The sequence below is a fragment of the Rhodococcus sp. P3_B8 genome (genome assembly GCF_056402775.1).
Map to the genome: position 1 here is coordinate 22,938 of NZ_JBFUGT010000030.1, position 20,664 is coordinate 43,601.

General features: G+C 67.5%; 19 protein-coding genes. 3 read left to right on the forward strand and 16 right to left on the reverse strand.

The genetic code is table 11. From position 1 onward, the window contains the following. Window positions 1-26: 26 nt before the first annotated feature. From nuoI to AC1D1G_RS14050, 14 genes are all read right to left on the reverse strand, one after another. The gene (gene nuoI, locus AC1D1G_RS13985) at window positions 27-593 is read right to left on the reverse strand and encodes an NADH-quinone oxidoreductase subunit NuoI (protein ID WP_164061114.1); all 567 of its coding nucleotides are present in this window, start codon (window positions 591-593) and stop codon (window positions 27-29) included. Next, the gene (gene nuoH / locus AC1D1G_RS13990; RefSeq protein ID WP_477952544.1) at window positions 586-1,938 is read right to left on the reverse strand and encodes an NADH-quinone oxidoreductase subunit NuoH; all 1,353 of its coding nucleotides are present in this window, start codon (window positions 1,936-1,938) and stop codon (window positions 586-588) included. The genes nuoI and nuoH overlap by 8 nt, the downstream gene beginning before the upstream one ends. Continuing rightward, the gene (locus AC1D1G_RS13995) at window positions 1,935-4,400 is read right to left on the reverse strand and encodes an NADH-quinone oxidoreductase subunit G (protein ID WP_477952545.1); all 2,466 of its coding nucleotides are present in this window, start codon (window positions 4,398-4,400) and stop codon (window positions 1,935-1,937) included. The genes nuoH and AC1D1G_RS13995 overlap by 4 nt, the downstream gene beginning before the upstream one ends. Window positions 4,401-4,476: 76 nt before the next feature. Further along, window positions 4,477-5,775 carry an NADH-quinone oxidoreductase subunit NuoF gene (gene nuoF, locus AC1D1G_RS14000; RefSeq protein ID WP_477952546.1) on the reverse strand — a complete coding sequence of 433 codons (1,299 nt, stop codon included), beginning with the start codon at window positions 5,773-5,775 and terminating at the stop codon, window positions 4,477-4,479. Window position 5,776: 1 nt separating this feature from the next. Continuing rightward, window positions 5,777-6,736, reverse strand: coding sequence for an NADH-quinone oxidoreductase subunit NuoE (gene nuoE / locus AC1D1G_RS14005; protein WP_418342157.1), 960 nt, complete (start codon window positions 6,734-6,736; stop codon window positions 5,777-5,779). A gap of 67 nt (window positions 6,737-6,803) precedes the next feature. Then, window positions 6,804-8,120, reverse strand: a complete 1,317-nt coding sequence (gene nuoD, locus AC1D1G_RS14010) for an NADH dehydrogenase (quinone) subunit D (RefSeq protein WP_477952548.1) — start codon at window positions 8,118-8,120, stop codon at window positions 6,804-6,806. After that, entirely contained in the window at window positions 8,120-8,842 is a 723-nt protein-coding gene (locus AC1D1G_RS14015) for an NADH-quinone oxidoreductase subunit C (RefSeq protein WP_411194572.1), read from the reverse strand. Before AC1D1G_RS14015 ends, nuoD begins: the two co-directional genes overlap by 1 nt. Before the next feature lie 132 nt (window positions 8,843-8,974). Beyond that, a complete protein-coding gene (locus tag AC1D1G_RS14020) occupies window positions 8,975-9,529 on the reverse strand; it encodes a NuoB/complex I 20 kDa subunit family protein (protein WP_005239105.1) in 555 nt (184 codons plus the stop codon). Window positions 9,530-9,578: 49 nt separating this feature from the next. Further along, complete coding sequence (locus AC1D1G_RS14025) at window positions 9,579-9,938, reverse strand: NADH-quinone oxidoreductase subunit A (RefSeq protein WP_005239104.1); 360 nt, start codon at window positions 9,936-9,938, stop codon at window positions 9,579-9,581. Between the two features lie 218 nt (window positions 9,939-10,156). Continuing rightward, complete coding sequence (locus AC1D1G_RS14030; protein ID WP_283352419.1) at window positions 10,157-10,579, reverse strand: Rv3143 family two-component system response regulator; 423 nt, start codon at window positions 10,577-10,579, stop codon at window positions 10,157-10,159. A 106-nt stretch (window positions 10,580-10,685) separates the two neighbouring features. Beyond that, window positions 10,686-11,894, reverse strand: a complete 1,209-nt coding sequence (locus tag AC1D1G_RS14035) for a serine hydrolase domain-containing protein (protein WP_280781583.1) — start codon at window positions 11,892-11,894, stop codon at window positions 10,686-10,688. Window positions 11,895-12,060: 166 nt separating this feature from the next. Then, entirely contained in the window at window positions 12,061-12,960 is a 900-nt protein-coding gene (locus AC1D1G_RS14040; RefSeq protein WP_005253670.1) for a restriction endonuclease, read from the reverse strand. A 42-nt stretch (window positions 12,961-13,002) separates the two neighbouring features. After that, the gene (locus AC1D1G_RS14045; RefSeq protein WP_280781582.1) at window positions 13,003-14,406 is read right to left on the reverse strand and encodes a chloride channel protein; all 1,404 of its coding nucleotides are present in this window, start codon (window positions 14,404-14,406) and stop codon (window positions 13,003-13,005) included. Continuing rightward, window positions 14,403-16,034 carry an amidohydrolase gene (locus AC1D1G_RS14050; RefSeq protein ID WP_317568047.1) on the reverse strand — a complete coding sequence of 544 codons (1,632 nt, stop codon included), beginning with the start codon at window positions 16,032-16,034 and terminating at the stop codon, window positions 14,403-14,405. The genes AC1D1G_RS14045 and AC1D1G_RS14050 overlap by 4 nt, the downstream gene beginning before the upstream one ends. 138 nt (window positions 16,035-16,172) lie before the next feature. Between AC1D1G_RS14050 and AC1D1G_RS14055 the strand changes: the two genes are divergently transcribed. Further along, window positions 16,173-17,303, forward strand: a complete 1,131-nt coding sequence (locus AC1D1G_RS14055; protein ID WP_477952551.1) for an NADH:flavin oxidoreductase — start codon at window positions 16,173-16,175, stop codon at window positions 17,301-17,303. A gap of 9 nt (window positions 17,304-17,312) precedes the next feature. On the opposite strand, the gene AC1D1G_RS14060 is transcribed toward AC1D1G_RS14055, so the two are convergent. Beyond that, on the reverse strand, window positions 17,313-17,831 hold the full coding sequence (locus AC1D1G_RS14060) for an OmpA family protein (RefSeq protein WP_280781579.1): 519 nt from the start codon (window positions 17,829-17,831) through the stop codon (window positions 17,313-17,315). Window positions 17,832-18,135: 304 nt separating this feature from the next. Here AC1D1G_RS14060 and AC1D1G_RS14065 point away from each other — a divergent pair, with 304 nt between their 5' ends. Together AC1D1G_RS14065 and AC1D1G_RS14070 are read left to right on the forward strand one after the other, a co-directional pair. Then, window positions 18,136-18,273 carry a hypothetical protein gene (locus tag AC1D1G_RS14065; RefSeq protein WP_009479155.1) on the forward strand — a complete coding sequence of 46 codons (138 nt, stop codon included), beginning with the start codon at window positions 18,136-18,138 and terminating at the stop codon, window positions 18,271-18,273. Between the two features lie 325 nt (window positions 18,274-18,598). Then, complete coding sequence (locus AC1D1G_RS14070; RefSeq protein ID WP_317568048.1) at window positions 18,599-19,843, forward strand: esterase/lipase family protein; 1,245 nt, start codon at window positions 18,599-18,601, stop codon at window positions 19,841-19,843. A gap of 9 nt (window positions 19,844-19,852) precedes the next feature. Here the strand turns inward: AC1D1G_RS14070 and AC1D1G_RS14075 are convergent, their stop codons facing one another. After that, window positions 19,853-20,623, reverse strand: a complete 771-nt coding sequence (locus AC1D1G_RS14075; RefSeq protein ID WP_280781576.1) for a CPBP family intramembrane glutamic endopeptidase — start codon at window positions 20,621-20,623, stop codon at window positions 19,853-19,855. Between the last annotated feature and the right edge of the window lie 41 nt (window positions 20,624-20,664).

Here is a 20,664-nt window from a genome sequence, read left to right on the forward strand (position 1 = left end):
TCACCACGTCGGCTCTCCTCCCGCGATCACGGCCTGTCCCCCGCCGTGTCCTCGACCTCGGACTCGTCCTGAGCCGCAGCCGCCGCTCCCCCGGTCACCGTGCCGCGGTAATAGTCCTCGGCGGTGGTGCCCGGGGCCATCGGGTGCGGCGACTCGACCATGCCGGGCTCGAGCGGGGCCAGCAGCCGATCCTTCTCGTAGATCAGGCCGGCCCGGTTGTCGTCGGCCATCTCGTACTCGTTGGTCATGGTCAGCGCCCGCGTCGGGCACGCCTCGATGCACAGCCCGCACCCGATGCAGCGCAGGTAGTTGATCTGATACACCTGGCCGTACCGCTCGCCGGGCGAGAAGCGTTCCTCGTCCGTGTTGTCGGCGCCCTCCACGTAGATGGCGTCGGCGGGGCACGCCCAGGCACACAGTTCGCACCCGATGCACTTCTCCAACCCGTCCGCGTAACGGTTGAGCTGGTGCCTGCCGTGGTAGCGGGCCGCCGTCGGCACCTTCTCCTCCGGGTAGAACTCGGTGTTCGATTTCTTGAACATCGTCGAGAAGGTCACGCCGAAACCCGCTATGGGGCCGAGGAATTTAGTCATCGCTGTTCTCCTGGGTCGATCCGGTGGAGTGCGCGCCGGTGACGGAGACGGGCGTGCGCCGGAACGCAGGCAGCGTCTGACCCGGCATCGGAGGAACCGGGTATCCACCGGCCATGGGGTCGAACGGTTCGAGTGTCTCCGGGGACAGTTCGGCGCGTCCGCGCGGCTCGACCGGCTTCTCGGCTGCGCGAACGCGACCCGGGCGCAGCCGCTTCCACAACAGCACCACCACGACGAGGGCCACGACGAGGCCCGCGACGACGAGCGCGATCGTCCGGGCGTCGTACCCCTCGTTGCGGAAGGCCCGGACGGTGGCGACGATCATGACCCACACCAGCGAGATCGGGATGAGGATCTTCCAGCCGAGACCCATGAATTGGTCGTACCGCAGCCTGGGCAGCGTGGCGCGCAGCCAGACGAACACGAACAGGAAGCCCCAGACCTTCAGCGTGAACCACAGCACCGGCCACCACCCGGAATTCGCGCCGTCCCACAGGCTCAGCGGGAACGGGGCGTGCCAGCCGCCGACGAACAGCGTGGTGGCGAGCGCCGAGACCGTCACCATGTTCACATACTCGGCGAGCATGAACATCGCGAAGCTCAGCGAGGAGTACTCGGTGTGGAACCCGCCGACCAGTTCGCCTTCGGCCTCGGGCAGGTCGAACGGCGCCCGGTTGGTCTCGCCGACCATCGACGTGACGTAGATGAGGAACGACGGCAGCAGCAGGAAGACGTACCAGGTGTGTTCCTGGGCGGCGACGATGCCCGACGTGGACATCGTTCCGGCGTCCAGGAAGACGGCCGCGAACGACAACGCCATCGCGATCTCGTACGAGATCACCTGCGCCGTCGAGCGCAGCCYTCCCAGCAACGGGTACGTGGAGCCGGACGCCCAGCCGGCGAGGACGATGCCGTAGACGCCGATCGACGTGGCCGCGAGGACGTAGAGGACGGCCACCGGGAGGTCCGTCAGCTGTAGTGGCGTGTAGTGCCCGAAGATCGACACCGCCGGGCCGAACGGGATCACGGCGAACGCCATGAACGCAGGTACCGCGGCGATGACCGGCGCCAGGATGTAGATCGGCTTGTCCACACCCTTCGGGACGATCCCCTCCTTCAGCGCGAGCTTGATGCCGTCGGCGAGACTCTGCAACATTCCCCGCGGGCCCACCCGGTTCGGGCCGACGCGCATCTGCATCCACGCCATGACCTTGCGTTCGGCCAGGATCGTCAGAAGCGGTGTGAGGACGAGGAACACGAAGATGGCCAGGGCCTTGCCGAGCACCAGCCACCACGGGTCGTGCCCGAACAGCGCCGGGTCGGGGTAGACGCCCTCGATCGTCACAGCGGACCTCCCGGAACCATCCCGTTGGTGCCGGCCGCCCGGCGGACGTTCACGACGTCCCCCGCCCGGGCAGCCAGTTGCGGGTAGACAGCCGATCCGGGCGAGTTGAGCGGCAGCCACACCACTCGATCCGGCATGTCGGTGATCACCAACGGCAGGGTGACGGCGCCCCGTTCCGTCGTCACGGTGACCGGATCTCCGTCACCGGCACCCGACTCGGCCGCCGAGGCCGCGGACATCCGCACGACCGGCGTCCGGGCAGTGCCCGCCAGGTGCGGTTCCCCGTCCTGCAGTCGTCCCGAATCGAGCAGCATCCGCCAGGTGGCGAGCACCGCCTCCCCCGGCCCGGGTTCCCGCCGCGGCGGTTGCGGGTGGCCGGGCGGATCCGGGAAGTCACCGTCCCAGGCGCCGAGCCTCTCCAGTTCGCGCCGTGCGGTCGCGGCGTCCGGAAGACCCAGCGGAACACCCATTTCGCCGGCGATCGCGTGGAGGACTCGCTGATCGGGCATCGACCCGGTGGCGCGGAGGGCGGCGTCGAAATCGCGTGCGCGCCCTTCCCAGTCGAGGAAGGTGCCCGGCTTCTCCATGACCGGTGCGATGGGGAACACCACGTCCGCGCGCTCGCTGATCGCACTGTGCCGCAGTTCCAGGCTCACCACGAAACCTGCCGCCTCGACGGCGGCCAACGCGGCCTGCGGGTCGGGGAGATCGTCGGCCTCGACACCGCCGATCAGGAGCGCCCCCAGCGTCTTCGCCTCGGCCGCGGCGAGGATGCCCGCGGTATCCCGGCCTGCCGTCTCCGGCAGATCTGCGACGTTCCACATCGACGCGACCTGGCGCCGCGCCTCCGGATCGTCCACCGGTCTGCCACCCGGGAGCAGTCCGGGCAGCGCGCCCGCCTCGAGCGCACCGCGTTCGCCGGCCCGTCGCGGCACCCAGGCCAGCCGGGCCCCGGTCTCGTCGGCCAGCCGGACCGCTGCAGACAGGGCCCCCGGCACCCCGGCGAGTCGTTCCCCGACCACGATGACCGCACCCGGCCTGCGCAGCAGCTCGGTGACACCGGAGTCCAGATCACCCGTGCGGAGTCCGTCGAGGACCTCCGCCTCCGCATTCGGCGCGGACCGGAGCAGCCGGCCGGACGTCTTCTCCAGGCCACGGGATGTGTACGGCGCGATCGAGTAGACCGGAACGGCCTTCGCCCGCGCGGCCTTGCGCAGGCGGAGGAAGACGATCGGTGATTCCTCCTCCGGCTCGAACGCGGCGAGAAGGACGACCGGAGCGGCGTCGAGATCGTCGTATGTGACCGCGAGTCGCTGCCCCGCCACCCGGGCGGCCAGGAACTCGGCCTCCTCGCCGGAGTGCGCGCGACTGCGGAAGTCGATGTCGTTGGTGCCGAGCGCTGTTCGCGCGAACTTCGCGTAGGCGTAGGCGTCCTCCCATGTCGACCGGCCCCCGACCAGAACACCCGCGTTGCCCCGCGCGGCGGCCAATCCCCGCGCCGCGACGGCCAGGGCCTCGGACCAGGAGGCGGGTGCCAGCGTGCCGTCGTCGCCGCGGACCAACGGGGCGGTGATCCGGTCGCGCTCGGTGGCGTAGGCGAACGCCCACCGCCCCTTGTCGCAATTCCACTCCTCGTTGACCTCGGGATCGTCGCCCGCCAACCGGCGCAGCACCTTCCCCCGCCGGTGATCGGTGCGCTGGGCGCACCCGCTCGCGCAGTGCTCGCAGACGCTGGGGCTGGAGACCAGGTCGAACGGGCGGGCCCGGAACCGGTACGCCGAACCCGTCAGCGCACCCACCGGGCAGATCTGGACGGTGTTGCCGGAGAAGTACGACTCGAACGGTTCCTTCGCGTAGATCCCGACCTGCTGCAGCGCGCCCCGTTCCATGAGTTCGATGAACGGGTCGCCGGCGACCTGCTGCGAGAACCGGGTACACCGCGCGCACAACACACACCGCTCGCGGTCCAGCAGGACCTCCGTGGACAGCGGAATCGGTTTGGGAAACGTGCGTTTGACCTCCCCGAAGCGCGACTCCGCGCGCCCGTTGGACATCGCCTGATTCTGCAGCGGGCATTCGCCGCCCTTGTCGCACACCGGGCAGTCCAGGGGATGGTTGATCAGCAGCAACTCCATCACACCCTTCTGCGCCTTGTCGGCGACGGGCGACGTGAGCTGGGTGTGGACGACCATGYCGTCGGTGACGGTCGTGGTGCAGGAAGCGAGCGGCTTACGCTGCCCCTCCACGTCGACGAGGCACTGACGGCAGGCGCCGACCGGATCGAGCAGCGGGTGGTCGCAAAACCGCGGGATCTGAATGCCGATCATCTCCGCGGCACGAATCACCAACGTGCCCTTGGGAACACTGACCTCGACACCGTCGATGACAACGCTCACTGCGTCAGGGCTCGCTCCGCTCGCGGGCACGGGGGCTTTCACGCCCGCCCTTCCCTCGTCGCTCATTCGCTGCGCTCCCTCGCTCCTCGGTCCAGAACGCGCGGCCTCCGCGCCGTAACATCGCTCGCTACGCTYGCTGGCTTCATGCATGTACTCCCGCCATGAGCGTGGACTGATACGGGTCGAACGGGCAGCCGCCCTGCTCGAAGTGTGCGAGGTACTCGTCGCGGAAGTACTTGATGGAAGACATGATCGGGCTGGCCGCACCGTCACCGAGAGCGCAGAACGACTTGCCGAGAATGTTGTCGGCGATGTCGAGCAGCTTCTCCAGATCGGCGTCGGTCCCCTCCCCTCGCTCGAGCCGCTCCAGGATCTGCACCAGCCAATAGGTGCCTTCCCGGCAGGGCGTGCACTTGCCACAAGACTCGTGCGCATAAAACTCGGTCCAGCGCAGCACGGCACGCACCACGCACGTGGTCTCGTCGAAGATCTGCAAAGCCTTGGTGCCCAACATCGACCCGGCGGCCCCCACACCCTCGTAGTCGAGGGCGACGTCGAGGTGCTCGTCGGTGAAGATCGGTGTCGAGGAACCGCCCGGAGTCCAGAACTTCAACCGGTGCCCGGCGCGGACTCCACCCGCGTACTCGAGCAACTCCCGCAGGGTGATTCCGAGCGGGGCCTCGTACTGTCCGGGCTTCRTCACGTGCCCGGACAGGGAATACAGGGTGAAGCCGGGCGACTTCTCGCTGCCCATCGACCGGAACCACTCGATGCCGTTCACGATGATCGGCGGGACGCTCGCAATCGACTCGACGTTGTTGACGACGGTCGGTGACGCGTAGAGACCGGCCACCGCGGGGAACGGCGGACGCAACCGAGGCTGACCGCGGCGACCCTCCAGCGAATCGAGCAGCGCCGTCTCCTCCCCGCAGATGTACGCCCCCGCACCCGCGTGCACGACCAGTTCGAGGTCGAAACCGCTGCCCAGAATGTTCGTGCCGAGGTAGCCCGCCGCATACGCCTCCGCAACCGCGGCCTGCAGCCGGCGCAGCACCGGCACCACCTCACCGCGCACATAGATGAAGGCATGCCCTGCGCGGATCGCGTACGCCGCGATGATGACGCCCTCGACGAGCGCGTGCGGCGTCGCCAGCATGAGCGGCATGTCCTTGCAGGTGCCGGGTTCCGACTCGTCGGCGTTGACCACGAGGTAGTGCGGCTTGTCGTCGCCCTGCGGGATGAACGACCATTTCATCCCGGTCGGGAACCCGGCACCACCACGACCCCGCAGTCCGGCCTCCTTGACGGTCGAGATGACCTCGTCCGGGTCCATGCGCAGCGCCTTCTGCAGGCCCTCGTACCCGTCGTGGCGACGGTACGTGTCGAGGGTCCACGACTCGGGCTCGTCCCAGTAGCGGCTCAGGACAGGGGTCAGCGGCATGTCAGTCTCCCTTTCGACCCGGGTCGGTGGCCGCCGGATCCGTCTCCGAGGTGGACCGCTCCGCAGGCACCGTCGCGGACGGGGCAGGCGCCGGCTGGTCCTTCGCCGATTCCGCCGCCACCGGCTCGGTGTTCCGCGACGACGGCTCCGGGATCAGCGACGTCTCCGCCGGATCCGGCGCCGTCATGCCCCGTTCGTGCGCCACACGCAGGCCGGCCAGTGTGGCGTCGCCCGCGGTGCCGCCCTCTGCCGACGCGCCGGGACGCTCGTCGGGGAACCCGGCGAGAATGCGGGCCGTCTCCCGGAACGTGCACAGCGCCGCACCGCGGCTCGGCGACACCCGCTCCCCCGACCGCAGGGAATCGACGAGTGATCGAGCCGACTCCGGGGTCTGATTGTCGAAGAACTCCCAGTTGACCATCACCACCGGGGCGTAATCGCACGCCGCATTGCACTCGATGTGCTCCAGCGTCACCTTGCCGTCCTCGGACGTGCCACCGTGCGGCAGGTCGAGATGCTCCTCCAGCGCGGCGAGGATCGCGTCGCCGCCCATGATCGCGCACAACGTGTTGGTGCACACTCCGACGTAGTAGTCGCCCGTCGGGTCGCGCCGGTACATCGAATAGAAGGTCGCCACCGCAGCCACCTCCGCGCCGGTCAACCCGAGCCGGCCGGCACAGAACTCGATCCCCGCCGGCGTTATACACCCGTCCTCCGCCTGCACCAGATGCAGCAGCGGCAGCAGCGCGGACCGCGAATTCGGGTAACGCCCGATGACGACGTCGGCATCGGCGTCCAGCCGCGCACCGACCTCCGGCGGATACTCCTCACGCGCACCCGGCCGCACCAACAGCCCGTTCTCCTCCGGCCGGGGTCCGAACTCGATGAAGACTTGTGCGCTTCGGCTCGCTACGCTCGCGGGTCCCTGGGCTTGGTCGTGCGCTCTTCCCTCGATACTCACTCGCTGCGCTCCCTCGCTCCTCGATCCAGACCACACGGCCCACCCACCGAGCTCCTTGGCAGGGGCCTCATCGGTCCACGCCCCCCATCACCGGATCGATGCTCGCAACCGCCGCAATGACATCCGCAACCATGCCGCCCTCACACGTAGCCGCCACCGACTGCAGGTTCGTGAACGACGGATCCCGGAAATGCACCCGGAACGGGCGGGTGCCGCCGTCGCTCACCATGTGCACACCGAGCTCACCCCGCGGCGACTCCACCGCCACATACACCTGCCCCGGCGGCACCCGGAAACCCTCCGTCACCAACTTGAAGTGATGAATCAGCGACTCCATCGAAGAGTCCATGATCTCGCGGACGTGCCCGGGCGAATTACCCAGACCGTCGGGACCCAACGTCAGATCCGCCGGCCACGCGATCTTCTCGTCCTCCACCATGATCGGGCCCGGTCGCAACTTGTCGAGGCACTGCTCGACGATCTTCAGCGACTCCTTCATCTCGTCGACCCGGATCAAATAGCGGCCGTACGCGTCACACCCCGTATCGGTACTGACGTCGAACTCGTAATTCTCGTAACCGCAATACGGCTGCGACCTCCGCAGATCGTGCGGCAGACCCGTCGCCCGCAGCATCGGACCCGTGATACCGAGCGCCATGCACCCCGTGAGATCGAGATACCCGATACCCTGAGTACGCCCCTTCCAGATGCGGTTGTCGTTGAGCAGATTCTCCATGTCTCGCAGCCGTTCCGGCATCAACGCGAGCAACTCGCGCACCTTCTCCACCGCACCCTCCGGCAGATCCTGCGACAACCCGCCCGGCCGGATATACGCATGATTCATGCGGAGACCCGTGATCATCTCGAACACGTCCAGAACCAGCTCACGTTCCCGGAAACCGAACAACATCGCCGTGACCGCCCCCAACTCCATACCACCCGTGGCCAACGCCACCAGATGCGAGGAGATGCGGTTGAGCTCCATCAACATCACCCGGATGACACTCGCCCGCTCCGGCACCTCATCCGTGATGTCCAGCAACTTCTCCACACCGAGGCAATACGCCGTCTCGTTGAAGAACGGCGACAGGTAATCCATCCGCGTCACGAACGTCACGCCCTGCGTCCACGTCCGGTACTCGAGGTTCTTCTCGATCCCCGTATGCAGATAACCGATACCGCACCGGGCCTCCGTGACCGTCTCACCCTCGATCTCCAAGATGAGCCGCAACACCCCGTGCGTCGACGGATGCTGCGGACCCATATTGACGACGATCCGCTCCTCGGCGCCCTCCGAACCCGCATCACCCGACGACGCCTTCACCGCATCGACGACCTCGTCCCAGTCCTGACCGGCGACAGTGAAAACCGTGTCCTCGCTCATCAGTTGTACCCCCGCCGCTCGTCCGGCGGCGCGATCTCCGCGCCCTTGTACTCGACGGGAATGCCGCCGAGCGGATAGTCCTTCCGCTGCGGATGACCCGGCCAGTCATCCGGCATCTCGATCCGGGTCAACGACGGATGACCATCGAACACGATCCCGAAGAAGTCGTACGTCTCCCGCTCGTGCCAATCATTCGTCGGATACACCTCGTACAACGACGGGATGTGCGGATCCGCATCCGGTGCCGCCACCTCCAAACGAATCCGACGATTGTGCGTGATCGACAACAACGGATACACCGCATGCAACTCCCGGCCCGCATCCTGCGGGAAATGCACACCATTCACACCCAGACACATCTCGAACCGCAGATCCGGCTCATCACGCAATGCCCGCGCCACCAACGGCAAAAACTCCCGCCGCACACCGAACGTCACCTCACCCCGAAACACCACAACCGACTCGATCGCCACCTCGAAACCCACACCCGAGTCCGCCAACGCCGCCCCCAGCCCATCCGCGACCTCGTCGAAATACCCGCCATACGGCCGCGGCGTACTCCCCGGCAACAACACCGGACGCACCAACCGCCCATACCCCGACGTATCCCCACTACCCCGCACCCCGAACAGTCCCTTGCGCACACCGATCTGTTCTGGGACATGGCTCGCTTTGCTCGCGGGTGCCGGGGCTTGGTCGTGCGGTCTTCCTTCGTCACTCACTCGCTACGCTCCCTCGCTCCTCAGTCCAGACCGCACGGCCCCGGCACCAACCGCTCGGTTCGCTTCGCTCCCTCGAACCACGGCCCGGCTCCAACCTGCCCGGTTCGCTTCGCTCCCTCGTTTCCGCGCCGGTCATCTCAGGAGGCCCTTCATCTGGATGGTGGGGGTGGCGGCCAGCGCCGCCTGCTCCGCCGCCCGCGCCACCTCCTCGCGATGAACGCCGAGCGGCATCTGCTGGATCTTCTCGTGCAAGGTGAGGATCGCGTTCAGCAACATCTCCGGCCGCGGCGGGCACCCCGGCAGATAGATGTCCACCGGCACGATGTGATCGACGCCCTGCACGATCGCGTAGTTGTTGAACATGCCGCCCGACGACGCGCAGACGCCCATCGCCAGCACCCACTTCGGCTCCACCATCTGGTCGTAGATCTGCCGCAGCACCGGCGCCATCTTCTGGCTCACCCGGCCCGCCACGATCATCAGGTCCGCCTGCCGCGGCGACGCCCGGAACGCCTCCATGCCGAAACGGGCGATGTCGAAGCGTCCGCCTGCGGTGGCCATCATCTCGATCGCGCAGCAGGCGAGCCCGAAACTCGCCGGCCACAGCGAGCCCTTGCGGACATAACCCGCGAGCCCCTCGACCGTGGTCAGCAGGAAGCCGCTCGGCAGCTTCTCCTCGATGCCCATATCCGACTCTTCTCTTCCGACTTAGCTTTTGGATCGCTGACGGGACCGATCAGTCCCAACTGAGACCGCCACGCCGCCACTCGTACGCGTAGGCGACGGAGACGTTGAAGATGAACAGGGCCATGGCCCCGAGACCGAAGAAGCCGAGAGCATCGAAGTGAACTGCCCACGGATAGAGGAACACGATCTCGATGTCGAAAATGATGAAGAGCATGGCCGTCAGGTAATACTTCACCGGGATGCGGCCGGCACCCAGAGGCGAGAGTGTCGGCTCGATGCCGCACTCGTAGGCGTCGAGCTTGGCACGGTTGTAGCGCCTCGGACCGACGATCCTCGCCACGATCACGGAGAAGACCGCGAACGCGACCGCAATCGCCCCGAGCACGAGGATCGGCACATAGACATTCACGCCGTCTCAGCTCCCCTCTTCCCGAGCCTGTCCGCCCGATTCCCGGACGGTCGTTTCCGAAGCTACGCTCTTGTGAGTTATGCCACAGCGTACAAGGGAAGTCGTCGAGCCCGGTCGATTTGACCGTGCGAGTTCCAGGCGATCTCGAAGCACGGAAAACCCCTGCGGCACAGGCGCTCGATGCACCTTCACGCGGCGGGAAACGGAGTCAGGCGAGCCTAAGCTGAGAGGCGGGTGCGCAGCAGCGCTATGACCGCTTCGGACAACCGGATCGGGTCGAGCGGGTGCGGCACCGCGGCCTCGGCCCGCGACCAGGTGGCCAGCCAGGCGTCGTCCGGGCGGCCGGTCAGGACCAGGATCGGGGGGCAGTCGTCGATCTCGTCCTTCAACTGCTTCGCGATCCCCATCCCGCCCGCGGGCACCGCTTCCCCATCGAGGACGGCAAGGTCGATACCGCCGGCATCCATCTGCCGGATCACCACGGCTGCGGTCGCCACCTCGACGTACTCCAACTCCGGAAGGTCGGGGTGCGGACGCGTCCCCAGCGCCAGAACGACCTTCTGGCGGGTGTTCGCATCGTCGCTGTAGACGAGGACACGCAACCGATCAGGACGGCTGGTGTGGGCGGTCGCGTCGGTCACGGACCCGATGCTACCGGTACCCCGCCCTCCAGACCGGCGGCTCGCGTCGATCGAAAAACGGCGCGTCGACATCGAATTGGTTCCACCGGCGGCGCGAGCCGCCCGGCTACAGCTTCTCGGCGATGGCGAGCGCCGTCGAGCCGAGCTTCGGCAGGCGGAGATCTGCGATGGGGGTCAGCATGTTGCCGAGCCGGTTGGTGACGAAGGCGATCGACAGCCCGGAGTCGGCGTCGGCGAACGCACCCGACCCACCCAACCCGTAGTGCCCGAAAGTATTCGACGGCTGCCTGCGGCGTGCCACCATCCCCGCGTGGTAGCCGAGCCGCCAGTTCATCGGAATGCCCAGGACGTAGTCGCGGGCCGTCGTCTGCACCTGACTCAGCTGCGCCACGACGTCCGGTGGGAGGAACTCCCCACCGCCGACGGTTCCGCCGTTCGCCAGCGCCCCGTACATCCGCGCCAGCGCGCGGGCGCTGAACACGCCGTTCCACCCGGGCATCACGCTGTCGTGGATCGCGGGGTTGCGGACGAGGGCATCGAATCCGGCGGGCATGCCGGCGTCGGCCACGTTGCGCAGACCGGGCAGCCGCGACATCGCGAACGACGTGGCACCCCACGGAACGCCGAACGGGTTGATGTGCGGGAAGGTCCTCGCGATCCGGGCACGCTCGGCCGGCGGCACCTCGTACCAGAACTCCTTCACCCCGAGCGGTTCGGCGACCTCGGTGCGGACCAGTTCCGTGAAGGGTTTCCCGGCCGCGCGGGACGTCAGTTCGGCGACGAGCGAACCGAACGTCACCGCGTGATAGCCGGGGACCTTCAGCCGCCGCTGATCCGGGGTTGCCGCGGCCAGTGCGGCGCTGACCAGGGAATGGTCCATCAGACTCAGCGGTCCGGGCACGAGCCCGCGTACCCGGTGCAGCCCGGCGCGATGCGACAGCAGTTCGCGCACCGTGATCTCGTCCTTGCCCTCGGCGGCGAACTCGGGCCAGTACTGCGCCACCGGCGTGTCGTAGTCGACGATCCCGCGTCCCGCGAGACGGTGCAGCACGGTGGACGCGACACCCTTGCCGGTGGAGAACGTGAGGGTGACGGTGTCGTCCTGCCAGAACGTGTCGCGGCTGGCCCATCCTGCCCACACGTCGACGACCGGTTCACCGTGGAGATAGACGGCCAGCGCGCCGCCGCCCTGGCTGCTGTCGTGGAAAAGTCGGAAGAACTGGTCGACGAGCATCCCGAAGCGACGGTCCGCGAGCATCCCGGCGGGCGGCCGTGCCCTGTGGCCCTTCAACGGCCACGGCGCCGTGGTCGTCATTACGACTTCCCTCGATCGTCTTTCACGTCAGCGACATGTGTATTTAACCTCCTCTTTACACRCGAGAAGACGCTGTCGGCACCGCTTCAGGGCCTGCGTGATCGCTTCGTGGCCATACCGCAACGGGAAAGAGTGTCCGGGCGCCGGGTAGGTGACCCGGCGCTCGTCATTTCGGCTCCAGCGAGTGGAAATAATCGGACCTGACCTCGACGTCCTCGACGAGACGCGTGGTGGTCTGGACACCCAGTGAATGCTCCTTCAACAGGTCGCACAGCCGGTCGCCGTCGATGAGGTCGATCGGCGGCGCACCGTCCCTCTTGGACTCCGTGCGGGCGTCACCGGTGAAGGTTCCGGTGGTGATGAGCAGGCCCTTCTCGCCGCGGCCCGCCATCGCGCCGCGGAAATCGCGCACCGCACCCGCCCCGACGCTGCCGCTGTAGCGCTTGCACTGGAAGAACACGGGGAAACTGAGCAGCGACAACTGGTACACGCCGAGTCCCTCGATGTCCCCGTCGCCGCCGCGACCGGTGACGGATGCGCTCGAGAACCCGGCCTCCCGCAGCAACCGCTGGGTCAGCCGCTCGAACGCGGGCGGCGACATCTTCAGGACCGTGTCGAGCAGGAGGTCCTTCCAGTCGGCGTCGTTCTCGGCCTCGGCGATGTTGGCATCCGGTTCGTCGTTGCGTCGGGACGCCGCCTTCGCCGATTTGCGGGCAGCATTCTTCTTGCGGTTCTCGGCGGAGAACTCGGCGTGCAGGGGGCGGATCTCGCTCTCGGCGACCTCGCGGCCCTTCTCCGTCACGCTCCACACCCCGCGCCGGCTGTTCGTGAGCAGACCCATCCCCTTGAGGTAGGTGCGGGCCCACGCCAAGCGGTACTCGATCTCGGTGCTCGGACCGTCACCGTGCAGCACCCCCTGCACGTCGGACGAAAGTCCTTCTCGCTCAACGACGGCGCTGTCGAGTTCCTCGTTGGACGCCGAACCACCGAGAGCAATGGCAGCCTGAAGCGCTGGCCAGAGGAGGTCGACGTACTGAGGAACGTGAACAGTCATGGCCACAAGCATGCCGGAATCCACCCGGCCCTCCACACACGGACCCCGATCCGATCATCCCGGGGCGAGCCGAGCCTCCGCGCGGTTCTCGAGCTGCGCCCGGTAGATCGTCTTCCCGGATCGGCGCACGATGAGATAGGCGAGGCCGACGGCGATCATCCCCGGCACCAGCACACCGACGCTTCCCGTCATCTCCGCGACCATCAGCATCACCGCGAGCGGCGCGCGGGCGATGCTCCCGAAGCAGGCCATCATTCCGACGATGACGAAGGGCGCCGGATTGTCGGGGACGCCCGGGGCGATCGGTTCCAGCAGTCGCCACACCGCGGCGCCGGTGAACGCCCCGATCACCATTCCCGGGCCGAAGATGCCGCCCGATCCCCCCGAGCCGATGGACAGCGACGTCGCGAGGATCTTCGCGAACGGCAGGAGCAGCACCACCCACAACGGGATGGCCGTGAGGTCGCCGCGGGCCATCGACTGCTGGATCCAGCCGTAACCGCTGCCCAGCACCTCCGGCAACACGAGCGCCATCAGCCCGACGAGCAGCCCGCCGACCGCCGGTTTGACGATCCGGCTGCCGGGCAGACGGTGGGTGAGATCGACGGCCGTGTAGAACGTCCCGCTGTACAGCAATCCGATCAGACCGCCGAGCACACCGATGAGCGCGAACCACACCAGCTGGACCGGGTTGTCGAAGACGTAGTCCTGAGCGGCATACCCGAACAGTGGACCGAAACCGAGGAAGCTGCCGAACACGGTGTAGCTGACGATCGACGTGACCAGCGCCGGCACGAGCACCTCGAAATCGAAGTCTTCCTTGTAGGGAATCGTGCAGCACAACACCGCGCCGCCGAGCGGGGCCCCGAAGATCGCGCCGATGCCGGAGCCGATCCCGATCGCCACGGCGATCCGACCGTCCCGTGGGGACAGGTCCAGCCTGCGGGCGAGAAGCGATCCGAAACCCGCCGAGATCTGCGCGGTGGGTCCCTCGCGACCGCCGGACCCGCCGGACCCGATCGTGATCGCGGACGCGACCAGCTTCACGAGGACGACGCGGACGCGGATCATCCGAGGGTCCCGGTGAACGGCGTCGATCGCCGCGTCGGTGCCGTGCCCCTCGGCCTCCGGCGCCAGCGTGAACACGATGATGCCCGACACCAGACCACCCAGGCACACCACGAGCGGGATCGCCCACGGTCTCGTGAACTCCCGGCTGCCGACCGCCCCACCATCGCCCGCCGCAGTGGGCGGGGTGTAGCCCCCGATGCCGACGATCAGCAGTTGCGTCGCCTCCCTCAGCGCGACGTAGAACACGACCGCTCCGAGCCCGGCGACGATCCCGATCACGACGCCGAGAACCAGCCATTTGCGGGTGTAACCCGAAGTCCGGATCCACTTTCCGGCTGACGTCCCGATCGACCGCAGAGCCCTCGACCCGGGCGCCACCCGGATCACTCCAGCTTCCCGAAGACCGTCCGACCCTCCAGGATCGTGGCGAGCACCTCGAGGTCCGCGATGTCGTCGGGATCCACCAGCAGTGGATTGGCCGACAACACGACGAGATCGGCGTGCATACCGGGGACGATCGCCCCGATGGCGTCCTCACTCCGGAGGTGCCACGCCGAGTTGATCGTCTCGGCCCGCAGGGCGTCCGGGACGGAGATCCGTTCCTCGGGAGCGAGCACACGTCCCGACCGGGTGCGGCGGGTGACGGCGTCGGCGATGTTGCGCAGCGGGTTTGTCGGGGTGACCGGGCCGTCGTTGTGGAACGAGATCCGCTGCCCCGCCTTGATCGCGGAACCTGCAGCCGCCCAACGTGCTCCGCGCTCGGGACCGAACAGATCGTCGACGAGGACGTCGCCCCAGTAGTAGAGGTGGTCGACGAAAATGCTGCACGTGACGCCGAGTTCGGTCGCTCGGCGGAACTGGTCCGGGGTCATCGCACCGACGTGCTCGAGCCGGAGCCGGTGATCTTCACGTGGGGAGTCGGCCAGCATCCGCTCCCATGCGTCGAGTACCAGGGTGACCGCGGCGTCGCCGTTGGCGTGACAGGAGATCTGCCAGCCTTTCTCGAAGTACGGCTTGCTGATCTCGAGAATCTCGTCCGTCGTGTAATTGGCCTCACCACGCGTTCCGGCGAGGCCGAGCGACCGGGTGACGTCCGTGTCGAGGTACGGAAAGCTGGTGGCGGCGTTGCCCACCCACGGCGAGCCGTCCGACCAGATCTTGATGCCCACCTGGCGCAGCAGGTCGTTTCCGACTCCGGGTGACACGTCCGTGGCGCGCTCCGGGTTCGACATCTCGTACAGCCGCAGCCGGGTGGTGAGAGCGCCGGACCGCGCGAACGCGGTCAGGGCGCTACGGAAGCGTGGGTCGAACGCCATCTCACTGGCGGTGGTGATCCCTGCCGCGTTCATCCGCGCGCATTCCGCGGCGAGGAGCTCCGGGAGCCGGGTGCTGGCGCCGGCGAGGATCGTGGCGGCCACCGCCATCACCGCGGGCGCCTCGAACGCCGAACCGTCCAGTTCACCCGACTCGTCGCGGCCGAAACTACCGCCCTCGGGGTCCGGCGTGTCCTTGGTCAATCCGGAATCCCGCGCGGCGACGTCGTTGAAGTAGGCCACGTGGCCGGTGTTGTGCAGGATCACCAGGGACGTGTCGGGAGCGATCGAATTGAGCCATTCACGGGTCGGTTCGGGCAGTCCCTTCTGGAGCAGGGGATCCCAGCCGTTGAGGACGGCGCCGTCGGGGTGTTCGTCGACGGCGCGGCGCACGGCGTCGACCACCTCCCCCGCATCGGCGATGGTCACCGGCCTGATGTCCACCACCGGTTCGCCGAGCAACACCGCGGAGTTCAGCGGGTGGCCGTGCGCCTCGATGAAGCCCGGGAGTATGCATGCGCGGTGCAGGTCGACCGTGATCGTTGCCGGTCCGATCAGCGGGAACACCGCGGAATCGTTGCCGACGGCGGCGATCCGCCCGTCGCGCACCGCGACTGCCCGAGCGCGTGGCGCGGCGTCGTTCATGGTGACCACGTCACCGAACAGCACCAGATCGGCAGGTTTTCCGTCGTTCGTGCCCATCAGTGCACCCTCCCGTCAGACCGGGCGTGGGCGAGAGCCCACGCGCCGGCAGCGAGTGTCGACTGTGACTTCAGATTACAACTACACAGCAGGCCGTATGCAGGAATAGTGCGTAACCAAGATCAGTTGCAGACAGGCATGACCGAAACACCGCTACCCGTGGACGGGCTCTTCGAGTCGTTCGCCGTCAAATCCCTCCGGCTACGGAACCGCTTCGCGATGGCACCCATGACCAGGGCTTTCTCCCCCGGCGGCGTTCCCGGGGACGATGTGGCGGCGTACTACCGCCGACGCGCGGCGGGCGGGGTCGGACTCGTCATCACAGAGGGCACGTACATTCCCGACCCGGCCGCCGGATCGCACACCCGGGTGCCGGTCCTCTACGGGCGGGACAGCCTTGCGGGCTGGAAATCGGTGGTGGACGCGGTCCACGACGAGGGCGGGCAGATCATCCCGCAGCTGTGGCATCTGGGCGTCGAACGCGGCCCGCAGCCCCGCATGAATCCGGACGTGATCACCGCCAGCCCGTCCGGACTCGCCCTGGACGGGACCCGCCTGGGACGCGAATTCACCGCGTCCGATCTCGACGCGCTGCGCGAGGCCTGGGTGGCGGCCGCCGTCAACGCGCGCGACGTGGGCTTCGACGGCATCGAACTGCACGGGGCGCACGGCTACCTCCTCGACCAGTTCCTGTGGGATCGGACGAACGTCCGCTCCGACGGCTACGGCGGATCCCTCGAGGCCCGCACCCGATTCCCCGTCGAGGTGGTTGCAGCGATCCGCGAGGCCGTCGGCGAGGACTTCGCGATGGTCTACCGGTTCAGCCAGTGGAAGTCGAACCACTACGACTCGCGGATCGCGCAGTCCCCCGACGAWCTCGCGGCCGTGCTCGCACCCCTCGTCGACGCCGGCGTCGACGTGCTGCACCCCTCCACCCGCAGGCACTGGGAACCCGCCTTCCCCGAGCTGGCCGGCGACGACGGGAAACTCGGTCTGGCGGGTTGGACCAAACGGCTGACCGGACTACCCACCATCACGGTCGGTTCGGTGGGTCTCGACGACGTGTTCACGACGGCCTTCACCTCGGACGGCGCGTCGAACACCGCCGGTATCGACCGCCTGCTCGCGCAGTACGAGAACGGCGAGTTCGATCTCGTGGCCGTCGGCCGCGCACTGCTGTCCGATCCCGAGTGGGTGCTCAAACTCCGCGACGGCAGGACCGCCGAGCACATCCCGTACAGCAACGAGCACCGGGCGGTCCTGCACTGACCGGGCCGGTCAGCTGTCCTCGACGGTGATCTTCGCCTGATCGACGTTGACACCTTCGGGCGGGTTGGCCGTTCCGTCGACCGAGATGCGGCCCTTGTCGACGCCCTGCGCTTCGAGCGCGTTGGCGACGGCCTGGGCGCGCTGATCGGCGAGTAGTTCGGCGGCCGCTTCGTCCGAGTTGGTGGCGTACGCCTCGATCTCGATCTTGCTGTCGCCGGCCTTCATCGCGGCGGCCACCGCCTTGATCGTCACGTCCGAGACGGCGTTGAGCTCGGCGGTTCCCGACTCGAATCCGATCGGGACCGCCGCGATGGCCGAGTTGATCGCGTTCTGGGTGGCCTCGCGCGCGGTGTTGACGGCGGACGACGCCGTGGCTTGCACGCTGCTGATCGCGCCCTCCACCCGTTCGGACGCCGACGAGGTCGTCGTGGTCGCGATCGGGGCCTCGTTCGAGTCGTCGGAACAGCCGGCGGCGCCGAGCAGCGCGATGGCCGCGACCGCGATACCGGTGACGATTGTCTTGCGCATGATGGATTCCCCTATACGTCGGTATGTCCGGAAGGCGCTACACGTCGTGGGACGAGGATAGCCCCGCCGACGCTCTTCGACGGCGGTATTCGGGCAGTGTCCCGGCTCCCACATCGTGGGATCCGAGGCGTCGGATGTGAATCCGGACACGGGCCTCTCACCTGGTCGGAACCCGGTAATTCAGCCCGCGTTTCATTTCGGTTAAACCTTCGGATTGCGATCTCATTTCAATAACGGTAGGAATGAATCCGGCGCCCGCTCAGCGCCGACATAAATGCCCACAACCGAGCAAGGAGTTAAAAGCATGGATCTCGCCTTCCTGTCCGAATTCTTCTCCGCCTTCTCCGACCTCGCCGGTGCCCTGGACTTCTTCTCGGGTTCCGCCGACGCATTGGGCGGTGGCGCAGACGCCGCAACCGCGGCCGCGGCCACGATTGGCTAGCATTTCCGCTGGCACAAGACTTGAACACCCGAGACGGGGTTCGCACGCTTCAGGCTCGCGGACCCCGTCACGGCGTTGTCGGCGCTCTTCGATCGATTCAATCACGTATCTATAACGACGGCTAATTCCCTACGTGAACATGTTCATTATCCGCGTCACCAGCATTTTTCCCGAAATTGGTCGGGCGACCAATTGAGCGGAGCGTCGAAGATCAACTTTTCCGCTTCACGGTTGATTTATTCTCGAAATAATCGACTGCACTGCATATTCTCGGCACTTCCGTAACACGCGCACATCTCAGTGCACATGCGTACACTCAAATTTCGTGACCGATGCGCAGATCAGACGCCGCTCCGAGGTACGGGCACTCGCCCGGCTGGCCCTCGAGGAAATCGGAGGCGCCGCCACCGGCATCGGCAGCATCCACCGCGCGATCTCGGATCGCGTCTTCGCCGGCGTCCGACTCGGCGTCGGCTCCCACGCCCTTCCTGCCAAGCTGCTCCACGACGAGATCTCGGGCGCCGTGTACGCACTTGTCGCCGACACCGCGCGTCTCGGCGGCTCCCTCGCAGGTCGGTTCCTCGACCTCCCGTCGTCGGAGAACCTCGCCCCGTCCCAGACACGCCGCGGAGCCCAGGCCATCGCCGCGATCCAGGGGCTGATCGGTGACGTACTGGAAGCCGAGGGATCGCCGCTCGCCGAACCCCTGGCGATACGGGTGAACGGTGTCGCGCTCGCGCCGGACAGATCCGCGCTCGCCGACGCCTTCCCGCACGCCGGCGGCCGCATCGTCGTCTTCCTGCACGGACTCGTCGAGACCGAGGACGCGTGGGCGCTGGGCCGCCGTCCCACCTACGGTGAACGGCTCGGAACCGACCTGGGGTACACAGCGCTGCAGATCCGGTACAACTCCGGCAGGCACATCTCGGACAACGGCAGGAGCCTGTCCGAACTTCTGGACGCGGTCACCGAGAACTGGCCGGTCGAGGTCGAGTCGATCGCACTCGTCGGGCATTCCATGGGAGGCCTCGTGGCCCGCAGCGCCTGCCGGATCGCCTTCCTCGACGACCGGCCGTGGGTGGACCGGGTTCGGCACGTCGTGAGTCTCGGCTCACCCCACCTCGGCGCCCCGTTGGAGCAGGCCGTCCACTATGCGAGTGCCGGCCTGGCCGCACTGCCGGAGACGCGTGCGATCTCCGGGCTCCTGCGCAGAAGGAGCGCCGGCATCCGGGATCTGAACCAGGGTTCACTCGTCGACGAGGACTGGCGCGATCGCGATCCGGACGCACTCCGCGCCGCGGCGTGCAGCGAGGTCCCACTCCTCGACGGCGTGACGTACTACTTCGTCTCCGCGACCATCACGCGCAGCCCGAGGCATCCGCTGGGTCGCCTGCTCGGTGACGGCATGGTGCTCGTGCCGAGCGCGTCCGGCCGGAACAGGACGCGGATGATCGGCTTCCGCGCCGAGCACGGCATGCACCTCGCGCCCGCGAACCATTTCACGATGCTCAACCACGAGTCGGTGTACGAGAAGCTGCTCGAATGGCTGGGCACGCCGCAAGCCGGCTGACGTCCGGACTCAGGCCATGGTCGTGTGCCACACGATGGCGGCGGCGAGCGCGCCCGCACCGTTCAGTGACCAGTGCAGCGCGATGGGCGCGATCAGACTGCCGCTGCGGCGGCGGAGCCAGGTGAACACGACGCCCGCGGCTGCGGTGGCGACGACCGCCCCCAGGATGCCCAGCACCTGACCGGCAACCCCGCCTCCGAGGAACCCGGACAGTCCCTTGTTGCCCGACGTCAGTCCCAGCGACGACGCGATGTGCCAGAGACCGAACATCAGCGATCCGGCCGCGAACACGCCACGTGCGCCGTAGACCCGGCCGAGGGTGCCCTGCAGCACGCCGCGGAACGCGAGCTCCTCGGGGATGACGGTCTGCAACGGGATGACGATCATCGACGCGACGAGCGCACCGGACAGGGTGGCGTACCGGTCGGCCATGAAGAAGGGGCGGGTGATCGGCAGGGCCGCGCCGATCGCCACGACGCCGATCACGAGTCCCATCGCCGCCAGCGCGTACAACGAACCCTTTCGCCAGTGCCGGGGCGAGAGCCCCAGTTCGACCCAGCCGAGTCCGCGGCGGCGGGTGAGCACGAGCAGCACGACAGCGGCGATGGGAACGGTGGCGATGCTCGCCCACGCGGTGGTGAAGTGTGCGATCAGATTCGTGGCCACGAGGACGACCACCACGATCGCGATGTCGAGGTAGGCATGCAGCACGGGCCGCTTCGCGCGTGCACCGGACGTCTCGCCGTCGATAGCTCCGGCGTACTGGACTTCAAGGGTCATTCGGCCGGCCGATCTGGTTCGTGAACACGCATCAAGTCAAG